This window comes from Maribacter algarum (ex Zhang et al. 2020) (assembly GCF_005885635.1).
Classification (GTDB): domain Bacteria; phylum Bacteroidota; class Bacteroidia; order Flavobacteriales; family Flavobacteriaceae; genus Maribacter_C; species Maribacter_C algarum.
On the sequence record NZ_VATY01000006.1, the window covers coordinates 165,953 to 182,925 of the forward strand.

Genomic DNA, 16,973 nt, shown 5'->3' on the forward strand with positions numbered 1-16,973 from the left:
ACCTTTGCTACGATGAACAAGAAGGTCGTTTTACAAGATTTAGGCAGAAAAGACTATAAAGAAACTTGGGATTACCAAGAACAACTTTTTCAAGAAACTTTAAATCTCAAGATAAGAAATCGAAGGGAAGAAGCGAATCTCGAAACGCCTAATCATTTCTTATTTGTTGAACACCCTCACGTCTTTACCTTGGGCAAAAGTGGCGATTTATCAAATCTTCTGGTGGATGAAAAACAACTCGAAGAAAAGGGAGCGAAGTTCTATAAAATAAATCGTGGGGGAGATATTACTTATCACGGTCCTGGGCAAATAGTAGGTTACCCCATTTTAGATTTAGATAATTTCTTTACCGATATACACAAATACCTCAGGCTATTGGAGGAAATGGTCATTTTAACCTTGTCTGAATACGGACTGAAAGCACAACGTTCGGATGGTGAAACGGGGGTTTGGTTGGATGTCGGAACACCCTTCGCTCGAAAAATTTGTGCTTTGGGTGTCAGAGCTTCACGCTGGGTAACGATGCATGGATTTGCGTTTAACGTGAATTCCGATTTAGGATATTTTGATTTAATGATTCCCTGCGGAATAAAAGATAAGGCGGTTACTTCTTTGAATGTGGAATTAGGAAAACAAGAAATTGATATTGAAGAAGTAAAACAGAAATTACTACGGCATTTTGAAGTGCTTTTTGAGGCTGAGCTTATAAAACAAAAAACCTCGGTATAGACCGAGGTTGTTATTTATCTTCTGACGCAGACTAGAGTTCGATTAGTCTTGTAGGATGGTCATCAATATACATATTAAGCTCTTTTAAAATTCGATTTGGACTTCTTCCGTCGCCACCAAAATCAGAAACTATAAAACGAAACATAGCTGGACCGTTTGACATTTCGCTTGCGCTCATAGTTCCTGTAAAAATACTTCCTGTAAGGGGGTTGCTTGCATCTCCAACCCACTCAAAACCATGGGATGTGGTTTCGCTCCATCCAGCAGGTATTCCTGTATTGACTATTACCGACCAAATAGGATAGTTAAACCATTGGATTCTCTCTACACCACCAGCATCGGTTCCTATAAGTGTAAATTCATATGTTGCATTGATATTTAGGTTTAGTACCAAATTGTCAAAATCGGTATCTTGGTCGAAATTGTGCTCAAACCCATCTCCAACAATTCGAAATAATAATGCTGGTGGCGTAGGATCTTCAGGTGGGATTTCAGTTTCACAACTTTGCGTAAATATCACTAGTAGTACTAGCATTGAAAATTGAATTGCTTTTCTAACTGTTTTTGTTTTCATCATTATAATCTTTAGAATTTGTACTTGTTTTCCTTTTTATGTGAAAGGATTGAAAAGGTTAACGTTTATTAATATATAGGTTGACTATGTTGATTAGCGATTTATTATTCTAGTCTGATGAGACCCTGTGTAAATATTAAGTCTTTTCAAAATATAATTCGGATCCCTTCCTTCTCCTCCAAAATCGGCAACATTAAACTGAAAGTTTGAAAACCCAGTTGAAGGAGGAGTCTTAAAATTGCCAGTAATTACGCTTCCGGTTAAAGGATTCCCAGAGTCACCAAACCAACTTATGGTCGGTGAGCTTGTAGAAGTGTTTGTGTAAGTCCATGGGCTAGTTATGTCCACATCGATAAATATTTGACTACTATTGCTAATAATCCATTGAATACGTTCTAAGCCGCCATCGTCACTTCCTGCGAGGGTAAAATTATAGGTAGTACCTCTTTTGAGACGTAACTCGATATTCTCAAAATCAGTATCCTGATTAAAGGTGTGGAAAAAACCATCTCCATGTATTTGAAATGAAAATTTTGGAGGAGTTGGGTCTTCCGGTGGAATTTCGGTTTCACAACTTTGCGTAAATGCTACAAATACTAAGAGCATTGAAAATTGAATTATTTTCCTGACTATTTTTGTTTTCATAATTATAGTTTTAAAGATTTCACTTGTTTTCTTTTTTATGGTCGTTTGACAGAAAAGGTTAACATCAAGACAAAAAAACTGAAGCTATGGCCTCAGTTTTTAGTGAGTTAATCAATAGTTATCAAGGACTTATCGTGGCATACCTTGTTTTAACGATTTTAGATAATTAACGATTCCTTACCCTGCTTGTATGGGCGCCAACATAAACTCTTAGGTCTTCCCAAATGCGATTAGGAATCTCCGATTCGCCACCATAATCGGAAATTGAAAACCGGAAATTAACATCAGTTCCAGACCCTTGAGTTGTAATGCTTCCAGTTGCGATACTTCCTGTTAAAGGGTTGTCTTTATCGCCTGTCCATTCCAAAGTACTGTTCCAGGGGTCGTCGTTTCTAAATCTCCATGGGCTCTCCGCAGTAGTCTCGATTGTCACTCTACCATTGTGATATGTATACCAAGCGATTCGATCCATACCGCCCTGGTCAGTACCTGTATACACGAAATCATAGGTTGTTCCGCGTCTAAGCATTAGTTCAACACTATTGAAGTTAGTATCTTGGTTAAAGGTCTGATCGAGTCCGTCACCGGTGATTTGAAATGAGAATTCTGGTGGCGTCGAATCCTCTGGCGGAATCTCAGTTTCACAACTTTGTGTAAATAGTACCAATAGGAATATCATTGAAAATTGAATCGCTTTTTTCATAATTTTTGTTTTTATAAGGATTGATTCGATTGTTATATTTTATCTCTAATGAGGGAATAAAGGTTAATATACATGTATAAAAACCTAAGGTTGCTGCCTCGTGTTTTAAGTTGACCGTTAACGTAATATTCGTGTTGGTCCATCTGAAATTCGAACACGTAGTCTTTTTTGAATACGATTTAGCATTTCATCATCTCCTCCAAAATCAACAGCACTAAACGTAAAGGAAGTTGTATCATATCCTTCGTCACGTACCTCGAAAAAACCGGTTACGGTAGCGCCTGAAACGGGATTAGACCTATCTCCTGACCAGTTAATGCTGCCATAAATACCATTATGGCCATAGTAATTACTCCAGAGAGGCTGCCCTCTAAACGTAGTTCGGATTTTCCAAACATCCTCTCTACTCCAATATGCGCCTGCTAAACCGCCTTCATCAAATACAGTGTAGGTAAAATCATAGGTCGCTCCAGCCTTTAGCTCCAGTCTTATATTGTCGTAATCTGAGTCTTGATCAAAGACATGGTAAAAACCATCTCCATTAATCTGAAAAGAGAATTCTGGCGGTGTTATATCCTCTGGTGGAATCTCAGTTTCACAACTTTGAATTCCGAATGTAACTAGAGCAATAAATGCCGCTTTTATAAATTGTCTAAATGTTCTTCTTTTAGTTTTCATAATTATCTGTTTTATGGATTTCTATTGTTTTGAATCGTTTTGAGTCTTCTCTATGGCATTTTTCAGCATTTTGTCTACCATTAGTTTTAGAGAGTCTTTTTTCTTAGGGTCAAGACTCAAATCATAGACTTTATACATTTCTCGAAGTTGTTCTTTCTGTTCAGGTGGCATTTCGCTTTTTTCGATTAGCTCCAGGTAATTTTTAGAACCTCCGATTGGGTTTTCTTCTTCCATTCCACCTAGTTCGAATATTTGACCTAAAATTTTGGTCTGCTCATCAAGTAGATTCATTTCTTTTTTTTCCTTTTTAGGGTTTGATGGTTTGTTATCAGTTTGTGAATGACCGATTAGAATTCCGAATAGGAAAACAAATAATGTGACTTTAATAGTTTTCATTTTTCTGATATTTAGGATTTTATTGATTTACACTTCTTAATAGGATAGATATTCTGAAGGTTAACAGAAAGGGTATTTTAATAAATAGGTGCTTGTAATGGGAAACCTACAATTGCTTGATTTTGAGCTGTATTTGAGGATTTTAAAGCCTTCCTTTTTTAAAAAATGTTAAATTAGCTATGAACCGTGTTAACCTTTTCAACCTCCAAACAATTAAAGTGAAAGAGAAGCAACTAGATATTACCCTTGAAGAATTGAAACAGGGATCTGATCAGATTCTTAGAAGGGTATATGAAGAAAACAGGGATAAGTTTTTGAACTGGGCACGGCGGTATCATTTATCGGAAGAAGAAAACATTGATATCTACCAAGATGCCTATGTGATTTTTTACAATAACATAATGAACGGAAAAGTCGAAAGTTTTACCAGTAGTATTTCCACCTATCTCTTCGGAATTGGTAAATATTTGATATTCGATCAGATGAAGAAAAACAAAAAAAAGATAAGCTCTGAATTTGATTTGGCCCTAGTGGGTGAAGAAGATGAATTGGTAAGCACTTTAGAAATCGAAGAAGATGGTCTTACCCCTGAGCAAGAGTTGTTGCAAAAATATTTTGGAACGCTTGGAAAACAATGCCAAGAACTTTTAAAACTCTTTTATTATCGAGGGTTTACAATAAATGAGATTATGGAGTATGCCGAATATAATAGTGAGAATGTAGTCAAGGCCGCAAAATCGCGTTGCATGAAAACCCTCAGAGAGCGTATAGCAGCAAATTAACATAGATTGATGATGGATAAGGAAGTATTATTAACAAATTATTTTTCTAATCGTCTTACACAAGACGAGGAGCAGCTATTCAATGAACTATTGGAATCTGATGTAGATTTTAAGGCAAAGTTCGATTTTGAGCAAGATTTAAAGCGCGCCATTAAGAATAAAGAGAACCAGGATTTAAAGTCCAGATTAGTTTCTTTTGAAAAGGAAATAGTTAAGGAAATTCCCAAATCGACTCCAAAAAAATCGTATCGCTACCTTGCCATTGCGGCTTCGGTTCTTATCTTAATGGGACTAGCTTGGATGGGTTACCAAGATGGGTCTTCAAGCAAGTATGAAGATTTGTATGCCGCTAATTTTCGGGAATATCCAAATACTGTTTTCACTATTACACGTGGTGATACAAATGGGTCATTGGAAAGAGAGGCTTTCGTGGCTTATGAATCAGGAAATTACTTTCTCGCGATTGAAAAATTCAACCAAATGCCTTCAGAGGAACGGCAGCCTTATGTCGATTTCTACCTTGCGCAGTCTTATTTAAATTCCGGGACAAATGAAAAAGCCAGGGAGTACTTCGAAAAGACAATAACAAAGGCAGATACTTTCATAGGGGAATCGCATTGGTATTTAGCCATGATCGCTCTAAAAGAAAAAGATAAGGAAGGTGCGGAACATGAGCTTAAAAAACTCACGGAAGGGTATGATTTTAATAAGGAAAAAGCCTTAGTCATTTTAAAGGAACTGAACTAATTTTTGTTTTTCTTTCCGAAAACCATAAACCCTGCGACTATTGAAAGTAGAATTCCCAGTTCTATCCAAAACCAATAATTTGTTGCGGATAAAGGTTCTGTATTTCCAGAAACTATAAAACCTGACCAATAATAGGGGTGGGCCAAGCCGTTTTGTCTGTTGGACTCTAAAAAAGATATTTGTGACTTCTGCATTGCAACGTCCTTAGTATCTCCATTGGATAGATTTTTATAGAAAGAATCCATTAATGTTGTAGTTGAAGCATCGTTGATTTTCCATAAGGTACTGGTGAGGCTAGAAGCACCACTGTAGAAAAATCCACGTGCTAGACTCAAAAATCCTTCTCCTCGTTTTAGTTCTCCAACTCCACTTTCACAAGCACTTAAAGTGACCAAATCTGCATCAATTTGCAGGTTGTAAAGATCGCTTACATAGAGTAAGTTTTCTTGATTATCAGCATTTGAAAATGCTAAATAGGAGTACTCAGGGGCCGTATCATCAAAAACAGCATGGGTTGCTAAATGTACCATTCCATATTCGGAAAGCTTGGACGTAAAGTTTTGAAGGGAGGCATTTTCATTAAGATATGATTGTCCCGGGAAGGAGTTTAGTATTTGTTGAACTTCACGAGTATTATGCGGAAGAGGTAGCAGCTTGTCCCTACTAGGGTCCACTTGGACTTGTTCTCCTGAAAACTTGGGGGCGAAAGCAAGCAAATTACCTTCTTTTTTATTACGATCCTTAAGCTGGGCATATAAAGTTGCAGAATTGGCATAACTGATAGCATGACTTTCCATAAGGTAAGAAAGGCCGTTTTCTTCTGTATTTAATGCACCAAATGGAATGTAATTTAGGAGTCCATCTGCAATAATGATTAACTTCTTTTTCTTATTCGATGTTACGAATGGGGCTACTAAATTCTTGTAGAGTTTATAAGAAGCCTTACTCAATTTGCTTACATCTGATTTCGAATTCCCTAGCATTTTATGCACTTGCTTAATCGTATTCTCCAGGGCAGCATCTATAGGAATACGTTCGAATTGTCTTGAGGTCTTACCTGCTGCAATAGCGTAAATGGCATCATTTCCATAGAAATAGGAAATCAATTTTTCATCCTGTTTTAATAGCTTTTGTGTTTCGAGAAGAGAAAGTGTTTTAGTGTTGTATTTAAGGTCGTAATATCCTTTATAATTTGTTTCAAATTGAGTAATTAGTTGTCGATACTCCTGTTGAAATTCGAAGAGTTGCTCCTCCTGGTTACTTGGATCTTCCGATTTTTTATTGAGCAGCTTTTTCAAATAATTAATTTCTGATTTGAGCTGACGTTCTTTTTCCAACAGATTATTTGGAATATTTGCAAACGCTGTGGCTTTAGTACTTAACAGAGCTTCCAATAGTAAAACTGATTTGCTATTTTCCAAGTAATTGAATGCAATTTCTTTGTACTTTTCTTCCTTCGTTGTATCGTAAATCTTGAAGGCGGCTTCTATTCCTGACTCTAGTAAGGGAAATACATCTTCAATAAGAGCGAGCTTATCTTCCTGACTTTTAAAAGTTGATTTGATGTCATTGAAAACTTGAACACCTTCATTCACTAAATTAATAGAAGAGATGAAAGTTTCTTTGGTAGCGATTTTATTTTGGGTAATTGATTTGTTTTTTAGAAGTTTTATGAACGATTTATCCTTTCTGTTAAGCTCTTTTACACCGAGGTCATAACTTTGTAAAGCTCTTTTATAATTACCTAAGAGCATATAAATGGTTCCTTTTTCATCGTGAGCATTCCGGACATCAGAATTTCCAGAGTTTCCTAGTCTTTTCCTTACCACATTTATAGCATTATCCAGTTCGTTTAATGCCATCTGGTATTCACCATTTTTCTTGTGAATTCCTGCTTTTCCTAGATGGTATTTTGGATAAAATGCGGGATTGTTGTTGAAGTTCAATTTTGCTTCAGCTAGAAAGTGCAATGCACTATCTTTCATCGATAACCCATTATAACTTTGAGTTAGATTAAAGGCAGTGCTAATGACCATATTGATATTCTCATTTTCTTTGTTATACTCAAAAGTTTTTAGCCAAAAGTTGTTCGCCTTCTTGTAATTTTTTTGATTGTAGTAGACTTCTGCCAGCAAGTTGTAATTTCCATAAAGTGCTTCGAAATTTTTTGATTCATCAGACCGAAGGTCTCGTATGTTTTTTCCATACAGTTGTTTTGCCAACTCAAGTTTTCCCTCGAGAAGATAAATTTTTCCTAAGAAGCTATACGCCGCGGAGGATAAACTTTCAAAGGTCTCGCTAGTAAGAGAATCGGGAATATTTTTTACGTTATCTATCAGTTGCTCAAAAGACTTTCTCGAATTGTTATTCTCATAAAGTTTTAATTGATACGTTCCTTTATAGTAAAGTAGAATGTTGAAATTTTCATTAAAACGTAATTTATCCTTAGGTATGGTACTCTTGATTAATGAATCTAATTCAAGAATATTTTTACCCATTCTACTTAAATCATGATGGTAACTAGAAACACCGGTTGAATTGAACAGCGCTTGAATTAGATTTTCAGTATCCTCATTTGATTTTGCCAAAAAATAAACCTTGTCAAAATAAAAGTAGGCCGAGTCTCTTTCAAAATAATAATGCTGATTACCTTTTTCATTTAGAGAATCAATCAGACTGAGGGTTTTGGTATTTTGAGCAACCGTGCTATTAAAAATGACAACGGATAAAATAAACAAAGCTTTTTTCATGGCGAAAAGCCTTCGCTAACGAAGGCTTAAATATCTATATATTATTTTTTATCTGTCAAGTGTTATTTCAAAACGAGAAGTGTTCCCATCGAAATCTCTCTGTACAATTTCAAGGGTAATTTGATTGTCAAAATCAGTTACAGGAACCCTAATGTATTGTACTTTGCCTTCAAAACCTGGTAAATCTACTAATTTGTCAGAAGCTCCTTTTTTGTTGCCGTTATCATCTCTATACAAAACCGCTGCTCTAGCGATGTTTTGGTTGAAGGCGAAGAATTCCAGTCTTACGGGAATGCACTTGCCATTGGGTGTGTCACACGGAATTGGAAAATCTCCAACAATGCTAATATCATTGATAGACCCAATTTGCAGTTTAAGTCCATCTCTTTTCTTTGAAAGTGCTGCTATTTGAGCTTGAGCCTCATTGTACCCTGGGTCATTCGGGGATATTAGATTTAACTTGTCTATCTCTGCATCAATCACTAGAATATCATCATTTAGAGATAGTTTTTGCAAAACTGCTACGTCCAAGTAATTATCGGAAGTGAGCTGTACTTCTTTTCCATCAGGGCCGTGTCCAATATAATCTTTTACGCACGCGGTAAAGGATAGACTTATAAAAGCAATTAATAAAGTTATTCTTGTTTTCATTGTTAAGGTTTTTAGTTGAATATTCATTTACTTTTTAATGATTTAATACTTTAAAGGTTAACTAAATTTATTTTGTCAAAAGTAGAGTCAAATAGGAAGTACACCTGCTACATATGTAACAGGTCGTATCACATATGTAACATTGGCAAGATAAACCCATAACCAGCTGATATACAGATTAGTTGTATGACTGGTCAGCTTTGGGTTATAGATGGTATAAAATATAGTGTGGCTGTATTATAATAGAACATGTATACAAAAAAACCACGGCCTGGACCGTGGTTTTTTCTTGGATATAAATGATTGTATTATTTTGAAAACTTAGCGAGTACAGTTTTACTATTTACATTTCCTTTCTTAGAGTAGGTTTCATTTTTTACCATTCCGATACCTTCTGACAACCATGTTTTTGAATTTATTTGAATATTTGCCCCCATAGTTTTGGAAGCTATCGTTTCAATTAAGACATAACATTCAAAAGTACCTGCTGGAGTGGTAACGGTTTCTTTACTTAAAACTTTTCGGTCGATTGTATTTACCTCGATATTCATTTTTATACCACTCATATTCATTTTTGCTACGACATTGGCCTCTGCTAATTGCTGACCCACTTCAAGATTATTGGGAAGTTCAATATCGGTGCCCGTCATGTCGATTTCCATATCCATATCTTTATACTGATCCAGCATTTGTCTCGGCATTAATGAAATGAAATCAATTTTGATACCCTTTCCGGTGCATGAAATTTTATAATCTGAATCCAATTCTTGTTTTCCTTTGGCATCTGAATATTTGATTTGCATTGTGGCTTGGGTCACACCTCCTTGGTCTACTACATTAGTAACCAAGTAATTCGTCGTGCCGTCTAGTTTGTCTTTTTTATTATAGATGTCATAAGTAAATGAACTACCCTCTTTCATAGGGTAATACTTACTACAAAAATCTTGTGCAAACGTTGAATTGAATGCTATTAAAATAAATGTGAATGCAAGTAGCGCTTTTTTCATTTTTGTTCTTTTAATTTTGTTTAATAAATTCTACTCTTCTGTTTTGAGCTTTTCCATTTACAGTTGTGTTATCTCCAATAGGTTCAGATTCTCCCTTGCCGTCAGCAAACAATCTTTCTGCCGAAACACTATAAATAGAAACTAATGCCTTTTTCACGGCATCCGCTCGTTTCTTAGATAAGTCTAAATTGGTGTCTTTATCTCCGTCTGAGTCTGTATGGCCAACAATTTTCAATTTCATACCTTTTTCTTGGGCAAGTACCTGATAAATTTGACGTATAATGCCCATTGACTGGGCTTGAATGTTTGCGGAGCCACTATCAAATAATATTCCATTAGTCGAAATTTTACCATATGCAATTAGTTTTCTACGTAAATCAATTCCGCCTTCCGCAATTTTGAAATTACTCAAATAGACAGCTTCTACATTGGTATCTATTCCTCTCAATTGAATTTTGATTCCCTCCATTTTTGTGTTCACAGGAAGAAGTCTCGGAACATCGACTAATTTTTGCTCGTTGATCCATATCCGGAAACGTTGCTTGTTTACTGCTAACGATATATGATGTTTTGACAGCACAATATCCTTAATGTCTACCCTTACATCATTTCTAATCTCTCGCTTACCATTGATGTTATTTTCAATTATTATTCCCGGATCTATGAATTGACAAAAAGGATATTCTACGAAGCCATAGTTTTGGGGTTTTTGAAATGTCTTTGTGTCCCCGACCATAATTTGGAGGTAGGCCTGAGATGAGGTTTTGCTATTTAGTCCTTTGGTAACAACATCAAATTCCATGGTGAACTCTTCGGGTAATTCCGCAACGTCCGGAATGTACTGCGTACCAAAACCTGGTAGTATTTTCAACCATTTAGTGGAAGATTCATTAATTGTGACCAGCTCACCACTTCCGTTTGTATTCCATTTAGATGGAAAATCCCCAATGAAATCATCAGAGAAATCATCAAAGAACAAGAGCTTATCGCCAGGTACAAAATCGAATTTGCTGTAGACTTGTATGGTTTTTGGTTCGCTCGACTCAGAAGATTCAGGTATATCTGATTCTTCTGTATTTCCATCAGGATTTGAGTTGGGCTCCGTTTTATTAGTGCCCGAAGAATTTTCTCCTTCAGGAATCGGAGATTTTTTCTGCTTTCCCTTTTTACCAGGCTCCAAAATACTATCGAGAACCTCGTCAGTTTTCTCTTGCGTTTCTTTTTCCACACGACGTTCAATTGCCCGTTCGGCCGCTTTTTCAGCTCTTTTGCCAAGTTTTTTGAGAAGCTGACCGTTTGCCGTCGAAGAAAAGGCGAACATAAAAAAAATGGAAAAAATCAATTTAATTATCGGGAACGAATTTTTCATGGGTATGCTATTTAGTGTTAAATCAGATTTACAATGACATTATTAAAAAACTCGCCATGGAATGGGCTGAGTTTTTATTTCATGTCAGAAAAATACAAAGGTTAACTACCCAGGCTTTCAAATAATTTATAGAAGGTATTTTAATATGTACTTCTGGTCGGAAATATTGTATGAACGGAAAATCACATCAGATTTCTTTTAAATCTTGTGAACCACTAAAGTTTTTCCATTTTCTTTTGCCACTAATTCCAAGGTTTTGTTATTTTCCAAATCACCTAAATCTATAATAGAAGAACCATTTACAGGAAAGTTCTTAATGGGTTTTGCTTGGCTGTCATATAAGTATACCTTTTCATTTTGAAGATCCGTCACGCTCACATAAATTTTATTGTTGATATAGAATACCTGAGGCTTGCTATAAACACCCAATTCAAGTTCTATTTTCTTTCCTTTAATGGTCAAAATATTGTCGTTCATTAGAACAAGGGTATTGTCTGTGGCCGCCATGCCATGATCGTTGGAAAGGTTAAAATTAGTTTTAGTGACTTTTCCATTTAAATCAACTTGATGTAAAACACCTTTCTTATCAGTTACAGAAAATTTATTCTTGTATCTGAATACCTCATTTTCTGAAAAATCAATTTTTTCAGAGACCGCTGTCCGTACATCACCAACACGGCTTAGCAGCTTTAAGGAGCCATCTTTTAATTTGAAAACGAGAAAATCCTTGTAATTAATAACAATGTGCTTAGGTGCTGCTATGATTGGTTGCTCAGCTTTTGTGTATTTGAAACCTTTCACGATTGTAGCTTTGCTGTCGTACATAAAGGTCTTCTCCCCTTGAGTCACTACAAAACGGTAATTTTTTTTCTTATCATAATCAAATACCGCCAACGGGTTGAGATTTCCACCTTCATAAGTTTTGGTAAACTTTGTCACTTCTTTTCCATTTCTATCTAAAACCAAAAATTGGTTATTGGTGGTAAATGCCAACTGAAGACGTCCATTTTTAAATATGTCAACCTGCTTGACTTTTCCTTGTAACATGCCGCTCAATTGTTTTTTCCAGAGAATTTTTCCATTAGTGGAAATTAAATAGAGCACATTATTTTCATCTTGCGCGATGATTTCTTTTCTTTTGGTAATATGATTGGTAACGAATTGCGGATTTGTGACCAAATCAGAATCGAAATCGACCGTGAACAGATTTGTAGCACTTTTAGTTGAGCTTATTTTAGGGTTGATTTTCTGAATGACCAAATTGGTATGATAAAAGTTCCTATCTGCAATTGTTTGTGCAGCAAGACCAAATTGTGAAAGCTTAACTTTCTTTAAATCGTTTGAAAATTCGACTGAAAAATCGTTTTCGAGGATTTTAGTGATATTCCCTGAATTGGAAACAAAAAGAATGCTTGACTCTTTTGCAATTACATCATTCAATGTTTTGAAAACAGATGTTTTGCTATATGTGGATGCGTTCTTATAGTCGCGAATTATTGTTTTCAAAACAGCTTCAGTTTCAGTAAAAATAAAGGCGTCCTTCAAAAGAACGCAGAAATTTGTTTTGAAACCCTTAACAACAGGTGAAAATCGGTTATTTAAAAAGTCGTTTTTTTCGAGATTTAAAATTTCAAGGCCTTGGTATTCTATGACTCCCTTTTTTTGATTATTCAAGTATTCAGAAATACCCTCAGCACCATACGTATTCAATACGACGGCTTTTTCATCTTTAATGTAGATAATGCCAATTTCCTCAACGGAATTCATTGGCGGGTCGACGGGAGAAACTACTCCTGAAGAAAGTTCTCTGTTTTTTGCAAAAACAGTGTAGTCATCAAAAGTATATGACAAAATTGCATCTGCTTGCGAGGGAGCAAATGATGCCGTAGTATTTGTCGTTGGGCGTGTATTGGCTAATAGGTCGATATAATTCCAAGTTTGGTCATTGGCAATACTAACACCGCTAAGATTAAGGCTTTTGGAAGTATTGTTTACATCAAGTGCAATCCAATCTGAAAAGCCAGAGGTCTTAATTTCTGATTCTTCTTTAAAAATGTTCGATAATAATCTGTTACCCGTATTCAAGTTAATAAAAATAGAAGCGGGTTTGTTTTTCCCGGTAATATTGTAAAGTTTTTGAAGTGTCTCAGGTAGTTTTGTTGCCGCAGCTCCATCTAGCTGTTCAAGTAGTAATTTTGAAGAGCTAATGATAACTTTTTGAGATGTTATCAAAGTATAAAAGGACACATTTTCAACTGTGTACTTGTCAAAGGTAGAATTGGCAAATTTTAAGCTCTCTACAGATTTATTTTGAATACTGTCCAGATTTACTAGGTCCGCGGTATTGTCGGTAACATATAAAAACTCAAAACGACTATCCGTTGTTTCTGTAAGGGCCAAAATACTTTCAGATTTCGGGGATAGATACTTGAGATATTCCACTTTTTTACGAATTCTTTCAAAAGTATTTGAAGGAGACAGAGCTGATAAGAATTCATTATTTTCAATTGTATTTTTAAAGGCATTATGATCTTCGATTTTAACAATCAAAAATGCATTTTCAGGAACATAACTTAAAAGTGGTTTGACAGAGTCGTCCTTATCCGAGCAATTGAAAAGCAAAAAAAGGACAGGGACTAAAATGCGGAATTTCATTCAATTTAGTTTTACACAAAGTTATGGTTTTTAAAGATTTAACGTAAGTTGTTCGGGTAATTGCCTAAAACTTTTTCTATGGTATTTAGTGACGCCATATTTACGAATGGCTTCTCTGTGTTCCTTTGTAGGATAGCCTTTATTCTGTTTCCAGTTATACATTGGGAATTCTTCATGTAATTCCTCCATATATAAATCACGTGTAGTTTTTGCCAATACCGAAGCACCCGCGATACTCGTAAATTTACTATCACCTTTTATGATGCATTCATAAGGGGTATCCCTAAAAGGTTTAAATCTATTTCCATCCACAATGATAAATTCTGGAGGAGTTGTTAATTGCTCCAAAGCTTTTTGCATAGCCAAAATAGAGGCATTTAAAATGTTGATTTTGTCAATTTCTTGAGGATAGATATGTACCACCCCAAAGCAAATTGCATTTTTTTCTAAAATAGGTTTCAGATGAATTCGCTTTTTTTCGGAGAGTAATTTTGAATCGTTTAGAATTTCATTTTTAAAACTAGGTGGTAAAATTAGTGCAGCAGCGGTTACAGGTCCGGCTAAGCAACCTCGTCCTGCTTCATCAGTTCCGGCCTCTATTAAGCCACTAAAAGTATTCTTGAGCATTTTAAAATTTATACGTCCGAATTTATCAAAACATTCATGAACAAAAAACTTTCACAAAACGATTTAATTGGAGTGATGCTAAAAGTTCTGTTTGCATTTGATTTTTATTCGCAAAACTTTCACATTTTATTACGAACAAAAAAAATTAACTTTGCTCGGTAATAGATTACAATGAAATATATTCTTCTGGTAGCATTTGTAATGATGGGTAGTTTCCTATTTGCACAAGACAGTCCTCCTCCAATTCAAGAATCAACCCCCCCTTCAAAACCAAGAAGTCTTGACAAGAAAAGAGCGATGGGTTCTGAACCTTCTGAAATTACAATTAAGGATTACAAAATAATTTCTTTCGAGAGAGACACTACTTTTTTAGATACTACCATTACCATAAATAAGGAATACAAGTACAATTATCTTAGAACAGACGACTTTGAATTGATGCCGTTTTCAAACGTCGGGCAACCTTATAATAAGTTGGGTGTCGATTTTGAGCGAAGAAACTTATACCCAAAACTTGGAGCTAAAGCCAAACACTTCAACTATGCTGAAATGGAGGACATCAACTATTATAGTGTAGCTACTCCCATGACCGATATTCTTTTTAAAACTACATTCGAACAGGGGCAGTTATTAGACGCACTTCTCACATTCAACACATCAAGAAGATTAAATTTTTCTATAGGTTATGAAGGCATGCGATCCCGGGGTAAATACAATTTTGACGAAGGCGAATCTGGTAACTTTAGAACAACAGCGAATTATATAACAAAAAACGGAAGATATGACCTTAGGGCCCATATTGCAGCACAAAGTGTTGATGCGGAAGAAAATGGTGGCATAACGGTTCGAGATCAATTTGAGTCGGGCAGTAGTAATTTTACCAATAGAGTGAAAATAGATGTAAGATTTGATAGTCAAAGAGCGAGCAACAGAATTCTGGGCAAGCGATATTTTCTAGACCATAAATACAAACTGATTAAAAAGCAGAAAGACTCCAGTAGAGCCGAAAAAACCTCCTTGGCACTTGGTCATCGGTTTAATTATGAAACTAAATACTATCAGTTTGTCCAAGCGCAGCAAAACACCTATTTCGGTGCGGGGCTTTTGCCAAGTATAAATGATAGAGTGAACCTCAAGACCATGTACAATCAAGTAAGTCTTGATTTTTATAACGCTACGCTTGGTAGTCTTCAAGCCAATGTGAATTTATACAACTACAATTATGCTTTCAATAGTATTTTAGTTACGGACAGTCAAACAATTCGAAACCAATTAAAAGGAGAAGAGATTGCACTTGGTGCAAACTATGAAAAGCAAATAGGAGGTTTTTTGGTTAGAGGAGGAATAAAATATAACCTTGTCGGAGACCTCACGGGTAATATTATTGATGCAGCAGCAAGCTATAGCTTTAATGAAAAGCACAAGATGACTGTAGCTTTTCATACATCGGCAAGAATGCCTGATTTTAATTTTCTACTTTATCAAAGTGACTACTTGAACTACAATTGGCAGAATACGGCAACATTTAAAAACGAACGTGTAAATAGTCTGCAAGCCACCATTGATTCGAAAACTTGGGGTGCTTTATCTGCCAAAATTACGAACCTTGATAATTATACCTATTTCGGAATTAACTCCAATCCCATAGTAGCCCCTGAAGAAGGTATAGAAAATGCAATCATCGCACCCTTTCAAGAAGACAATAGTATTCAACATTTGAAAGTGAAATATATAAAGGAGTTTAAGGTTGGCGGTTTTGCTTTGAACAACACTATAATGTATCAAAATGTAAACCAGTCAAATGAAGTGCTTAATGTTCCTCAGTTGGTTACCAGAAATACATTGTACTTCTCTACAGATATTTTTAAGAAAGCAATGTACCTTCAAACAGGTGTTACCTTTAAGTATTTCACTGAATATAACATGGATGCCTATAATCCACTCCTAGGGGAATTCTATATTCAGAATACTGAAAAGTTAGGAGGCTATCCTTTACTCGATTTTTTCATCAATGCTAAGGTCCAGCAAACCAGAATATTTTTGAAGGCCGAGCACTTCAATTCATCTTTTAGCAAGAACAATTATTATTCCGCTCCTAATTATCCATATCGTGACTTTGTAATACGATTTGGTTTGGTGTGGAATTTCTTTTCATAGAAGGTATTCGTAGAACTTAGAATACTATTAAAAAGTAAGCGTATTTATTAGATTTAGTGTGAGGGCTGCTATGAAAAAATAGCACCAGGCTTTCGCCACTCGCTTTTTATACGAGATCAAAAAAGATTGATCTTGTAGAAAAGAGCTCAAACAGAGGCTCTATCCTTGCCCTGATTAAATTATTTTCATCTTTTTTAATTCTGATAATCAAGTAGTTGAATATTTTTTTCATAAGGTTTTCAAAAAAAATCATTTAGGTATTGTGTAAGCAAGAAAACCATCTTATATTTGCAGCCGCTTTGGGAGTGAGATGCTCCTGAAAGTTTGAAAAGCTGAAGTTCGAATCAAGGTATTTTTATCTTTTAGAAGAATTTCGGTTTTTTATTTGAAGTTCATTGACAGATTGTAGAGACAGCGCACACATCCTTATAAGGGTGTGATGTAAAGTAAGAATCATATATATGGTTGGAAGAAATTCCGAACATATAAGAATTAGATCGAGA

At 35.5% G+C, this 16,973-nt stretch carries 15 protein-coding genes; 4 read left to right on the top strand and 11 right to left on the bottom strand.

Annotated elements, in window-relative coordinates:
- Positions 1–12: 12 nt before the first annotated feature.
- Positions 13–729: a lipoyl(octanoyl) transferase LipB gene (gene lipB / locus FEE95_RS21255; RefSeq protein WP_138660058.1), complete on the top strand. Its 717-nt coding sequence runs from the start codon at positions 13–15 to the stop codon at positions 727–729.
- Between the two features lie 31 nt (positions 730–760).
- Here lipB and FEE95_RS21260 read toward each other — a convergent pair whose 3' ends face one another.
- The 5 genes from FEE95_RS21260 to FEE95_RS21280 form a co-directional block, all read right to left on the bottom strand.
- On the bottom strand, positions 761–1,264 hold the full coding sequence (locus FEE95_RS21260) for a hypothetical protein (RefSeq protein WP_171037113.1): 504 nt from the start codon (positions 1,262–1,264) through the stop codon (positions 761–763).
- A 132-nt stretch (positions 1,265–1,396) separates the two neighbouring features.
- Positions 1,397–1,948, bottom strand: a complete 552-nt coding sequence (locus tag FEE95_RS21265; protein WP_138660060.1) for a hypothetical protein — start codon at positions 1,946–1,948, stop codon at positions 1,397–1,399.
- A gap of 166 nt (positions 1,949–2,114) precedes the next feature.
- Positions 2,115–2,651: a hypothetical protein gene (locus FEE95_RS21270; RefSeq protein WP_138660061.1), complete on the bottom strand. Its 537-nt coding sequence runs from the start codon at positions 2,649–2,651 to the stop codon at positions 2,115–2,117.
- Between the two features lie 117 nt (positions 2,652–2,768).
- Positions 2,769–3,329, bottom strand: coding sequence for a hypothetical protein (locus FEE95_RS21275; RefSeq protein ID WP_138660062.1), 561 nt, complete (start codon positions 3,327–3,329; stop codon positions 2,769–2,771).
- 21 nt (positions 3,330–3,350) lie between these two features.
- A complete protein-coding gene (locus FEE95_RS21280) occupies positions 3,351–3,725 on the bottom strand; it encodes a hypothetical protein (RefSeq protein WP_138660063.1) in 375 nt (124 codons plus the stop codon).
- Positions 3,726–3,943: 218 nt separating this feature from the next.
- Between FEE95_RS21280 and FEE95_RS21285 the strand changes: the two genes are divergently transcribed.
- The gene (locus FEE95_RS21285) at positions 3,944–4,507 is read left to right on the top strand and encodes an RNA polymerase sigma factor (RefSeq protein WP_138660064.1); all 564 of its coding nucleotides are present in this window, start codon (positions 3,944–3,946) and stop codon (positions 4,505–4,507) included.
- Positions 4,508–4,516: 9 nt separating this feature from the next.
- Positions 4,517–5,254 carry a tetratricopeptide repeat protein gene (locus FEE95_RS21290; RefSeq protein WP_138660065.1) on the top strand — a complete coding sequence of 246 codons (738 nt, stop codon included), beginning with the start codon at positions 4,517–4,519 and terminating at the stop codon, positions 5,252–5,254.
- On the opposite strand, the gene FEE95_RS21295 is transcribed toward FEE95_RS21290, so the two are convergent.
- From FEE95_RS21295 to FEE95_RS21320, 6 genes are all read right to left on the bottom strand, one after another.
- The gene (locus FEE95_RS21295; RefSeq protein ID WP_138660066.1) at positions 5,251–8,004 is read right to left on the bottom strand and encodes a CHAT domain-containing protein; all 2,754 of its coding nucleotides are present in this window, start codon (positions 8,002–8,004) and stop codon (positions 5,251–5,253) included. The two genes, FEE95_RS21290 and FEE95_RS21295, sit on opposite strands and share 4 nt — an antisense overlap.
- Positions 8,005–8,052: 48 nt before the next feature.
- Positions 8,053–8,655 carry a hypothetical protein gene (locus FEE95_RS21300; protein ID WP_138660067.1) on the bottom strand — a complete coding sequence of 201 codons (603 nt, stop codon included), beginning with the start codon at positions 8,653–8,655 and terminating at the stop codon, positions 8,053–8,055.
- Positions 8,656–8,963: 308 nt separating this feature from the next.
- Positions 8,964–9,662: a TapB family protein gene (locus FEE95_RS21305; protein ID WP_138660068.1), complete on the bottom strand. Its 699-nt coding sequence runs from the start codon at positions 9,660–9,662 to the stop codon at positions 8,964–8,966.
- Between the two features lie 10 nt (positions 9,663–9,672).
- Positions 9,673–11,031, bottom strand: coding sequence for an OmpA family protein (locus tag FEE95_RS21310; RefSeq protein ID WP_138660069.1), 1,359 nt, complete (start codon positions 11,029–11,031; stop codon positions 9,673–9,675).
- 198 nt (positions 11,032–11,229) lie between these two features.
- Positions 11,230–13,686 carry a ribonuclease HII gene (locus FEE95_RS21315; protein WP_138660070.1) on the bottom strand — a complete coding sequence of 819 codons (2,457 nt, stop codon included), beginning with the start codon at positions 13,684–13,686 and terminating at the stop codon, positions 11,230–11,232.
- Positions 13,687–13,716: 30 nt separating this feature from the next.
- Positions 13,717–14,313 (bottom strand): ribonuclease HII, encoded by a 597-nt coding sequence (locus tag FEE95_RS21320; protein ID WP_138660071.1) that lies wholly within the window; start codon positions 14,311–14,313, stop codon positions 13,717–13,719.
- A 171-nt stretch (positions 14,314–14,484) separates the two neighbouring features.
- Between FEE95_RS21320 and FEE95_RS21325 the strand changes: the two genes are divergently transcribed.
- Positions 14,485–16,470 (top strand): putative porin, encoded by a 1,986-nt coding sequence (locus FEE95_RS21325; protein ID WP_138660072.1) that lies wholly within the window; start codon positions 14,485–14,487, stop codon positions 16,468–16,470.
- Positions 16,471–16,973 lie beyond the last annotated feature (503 nt).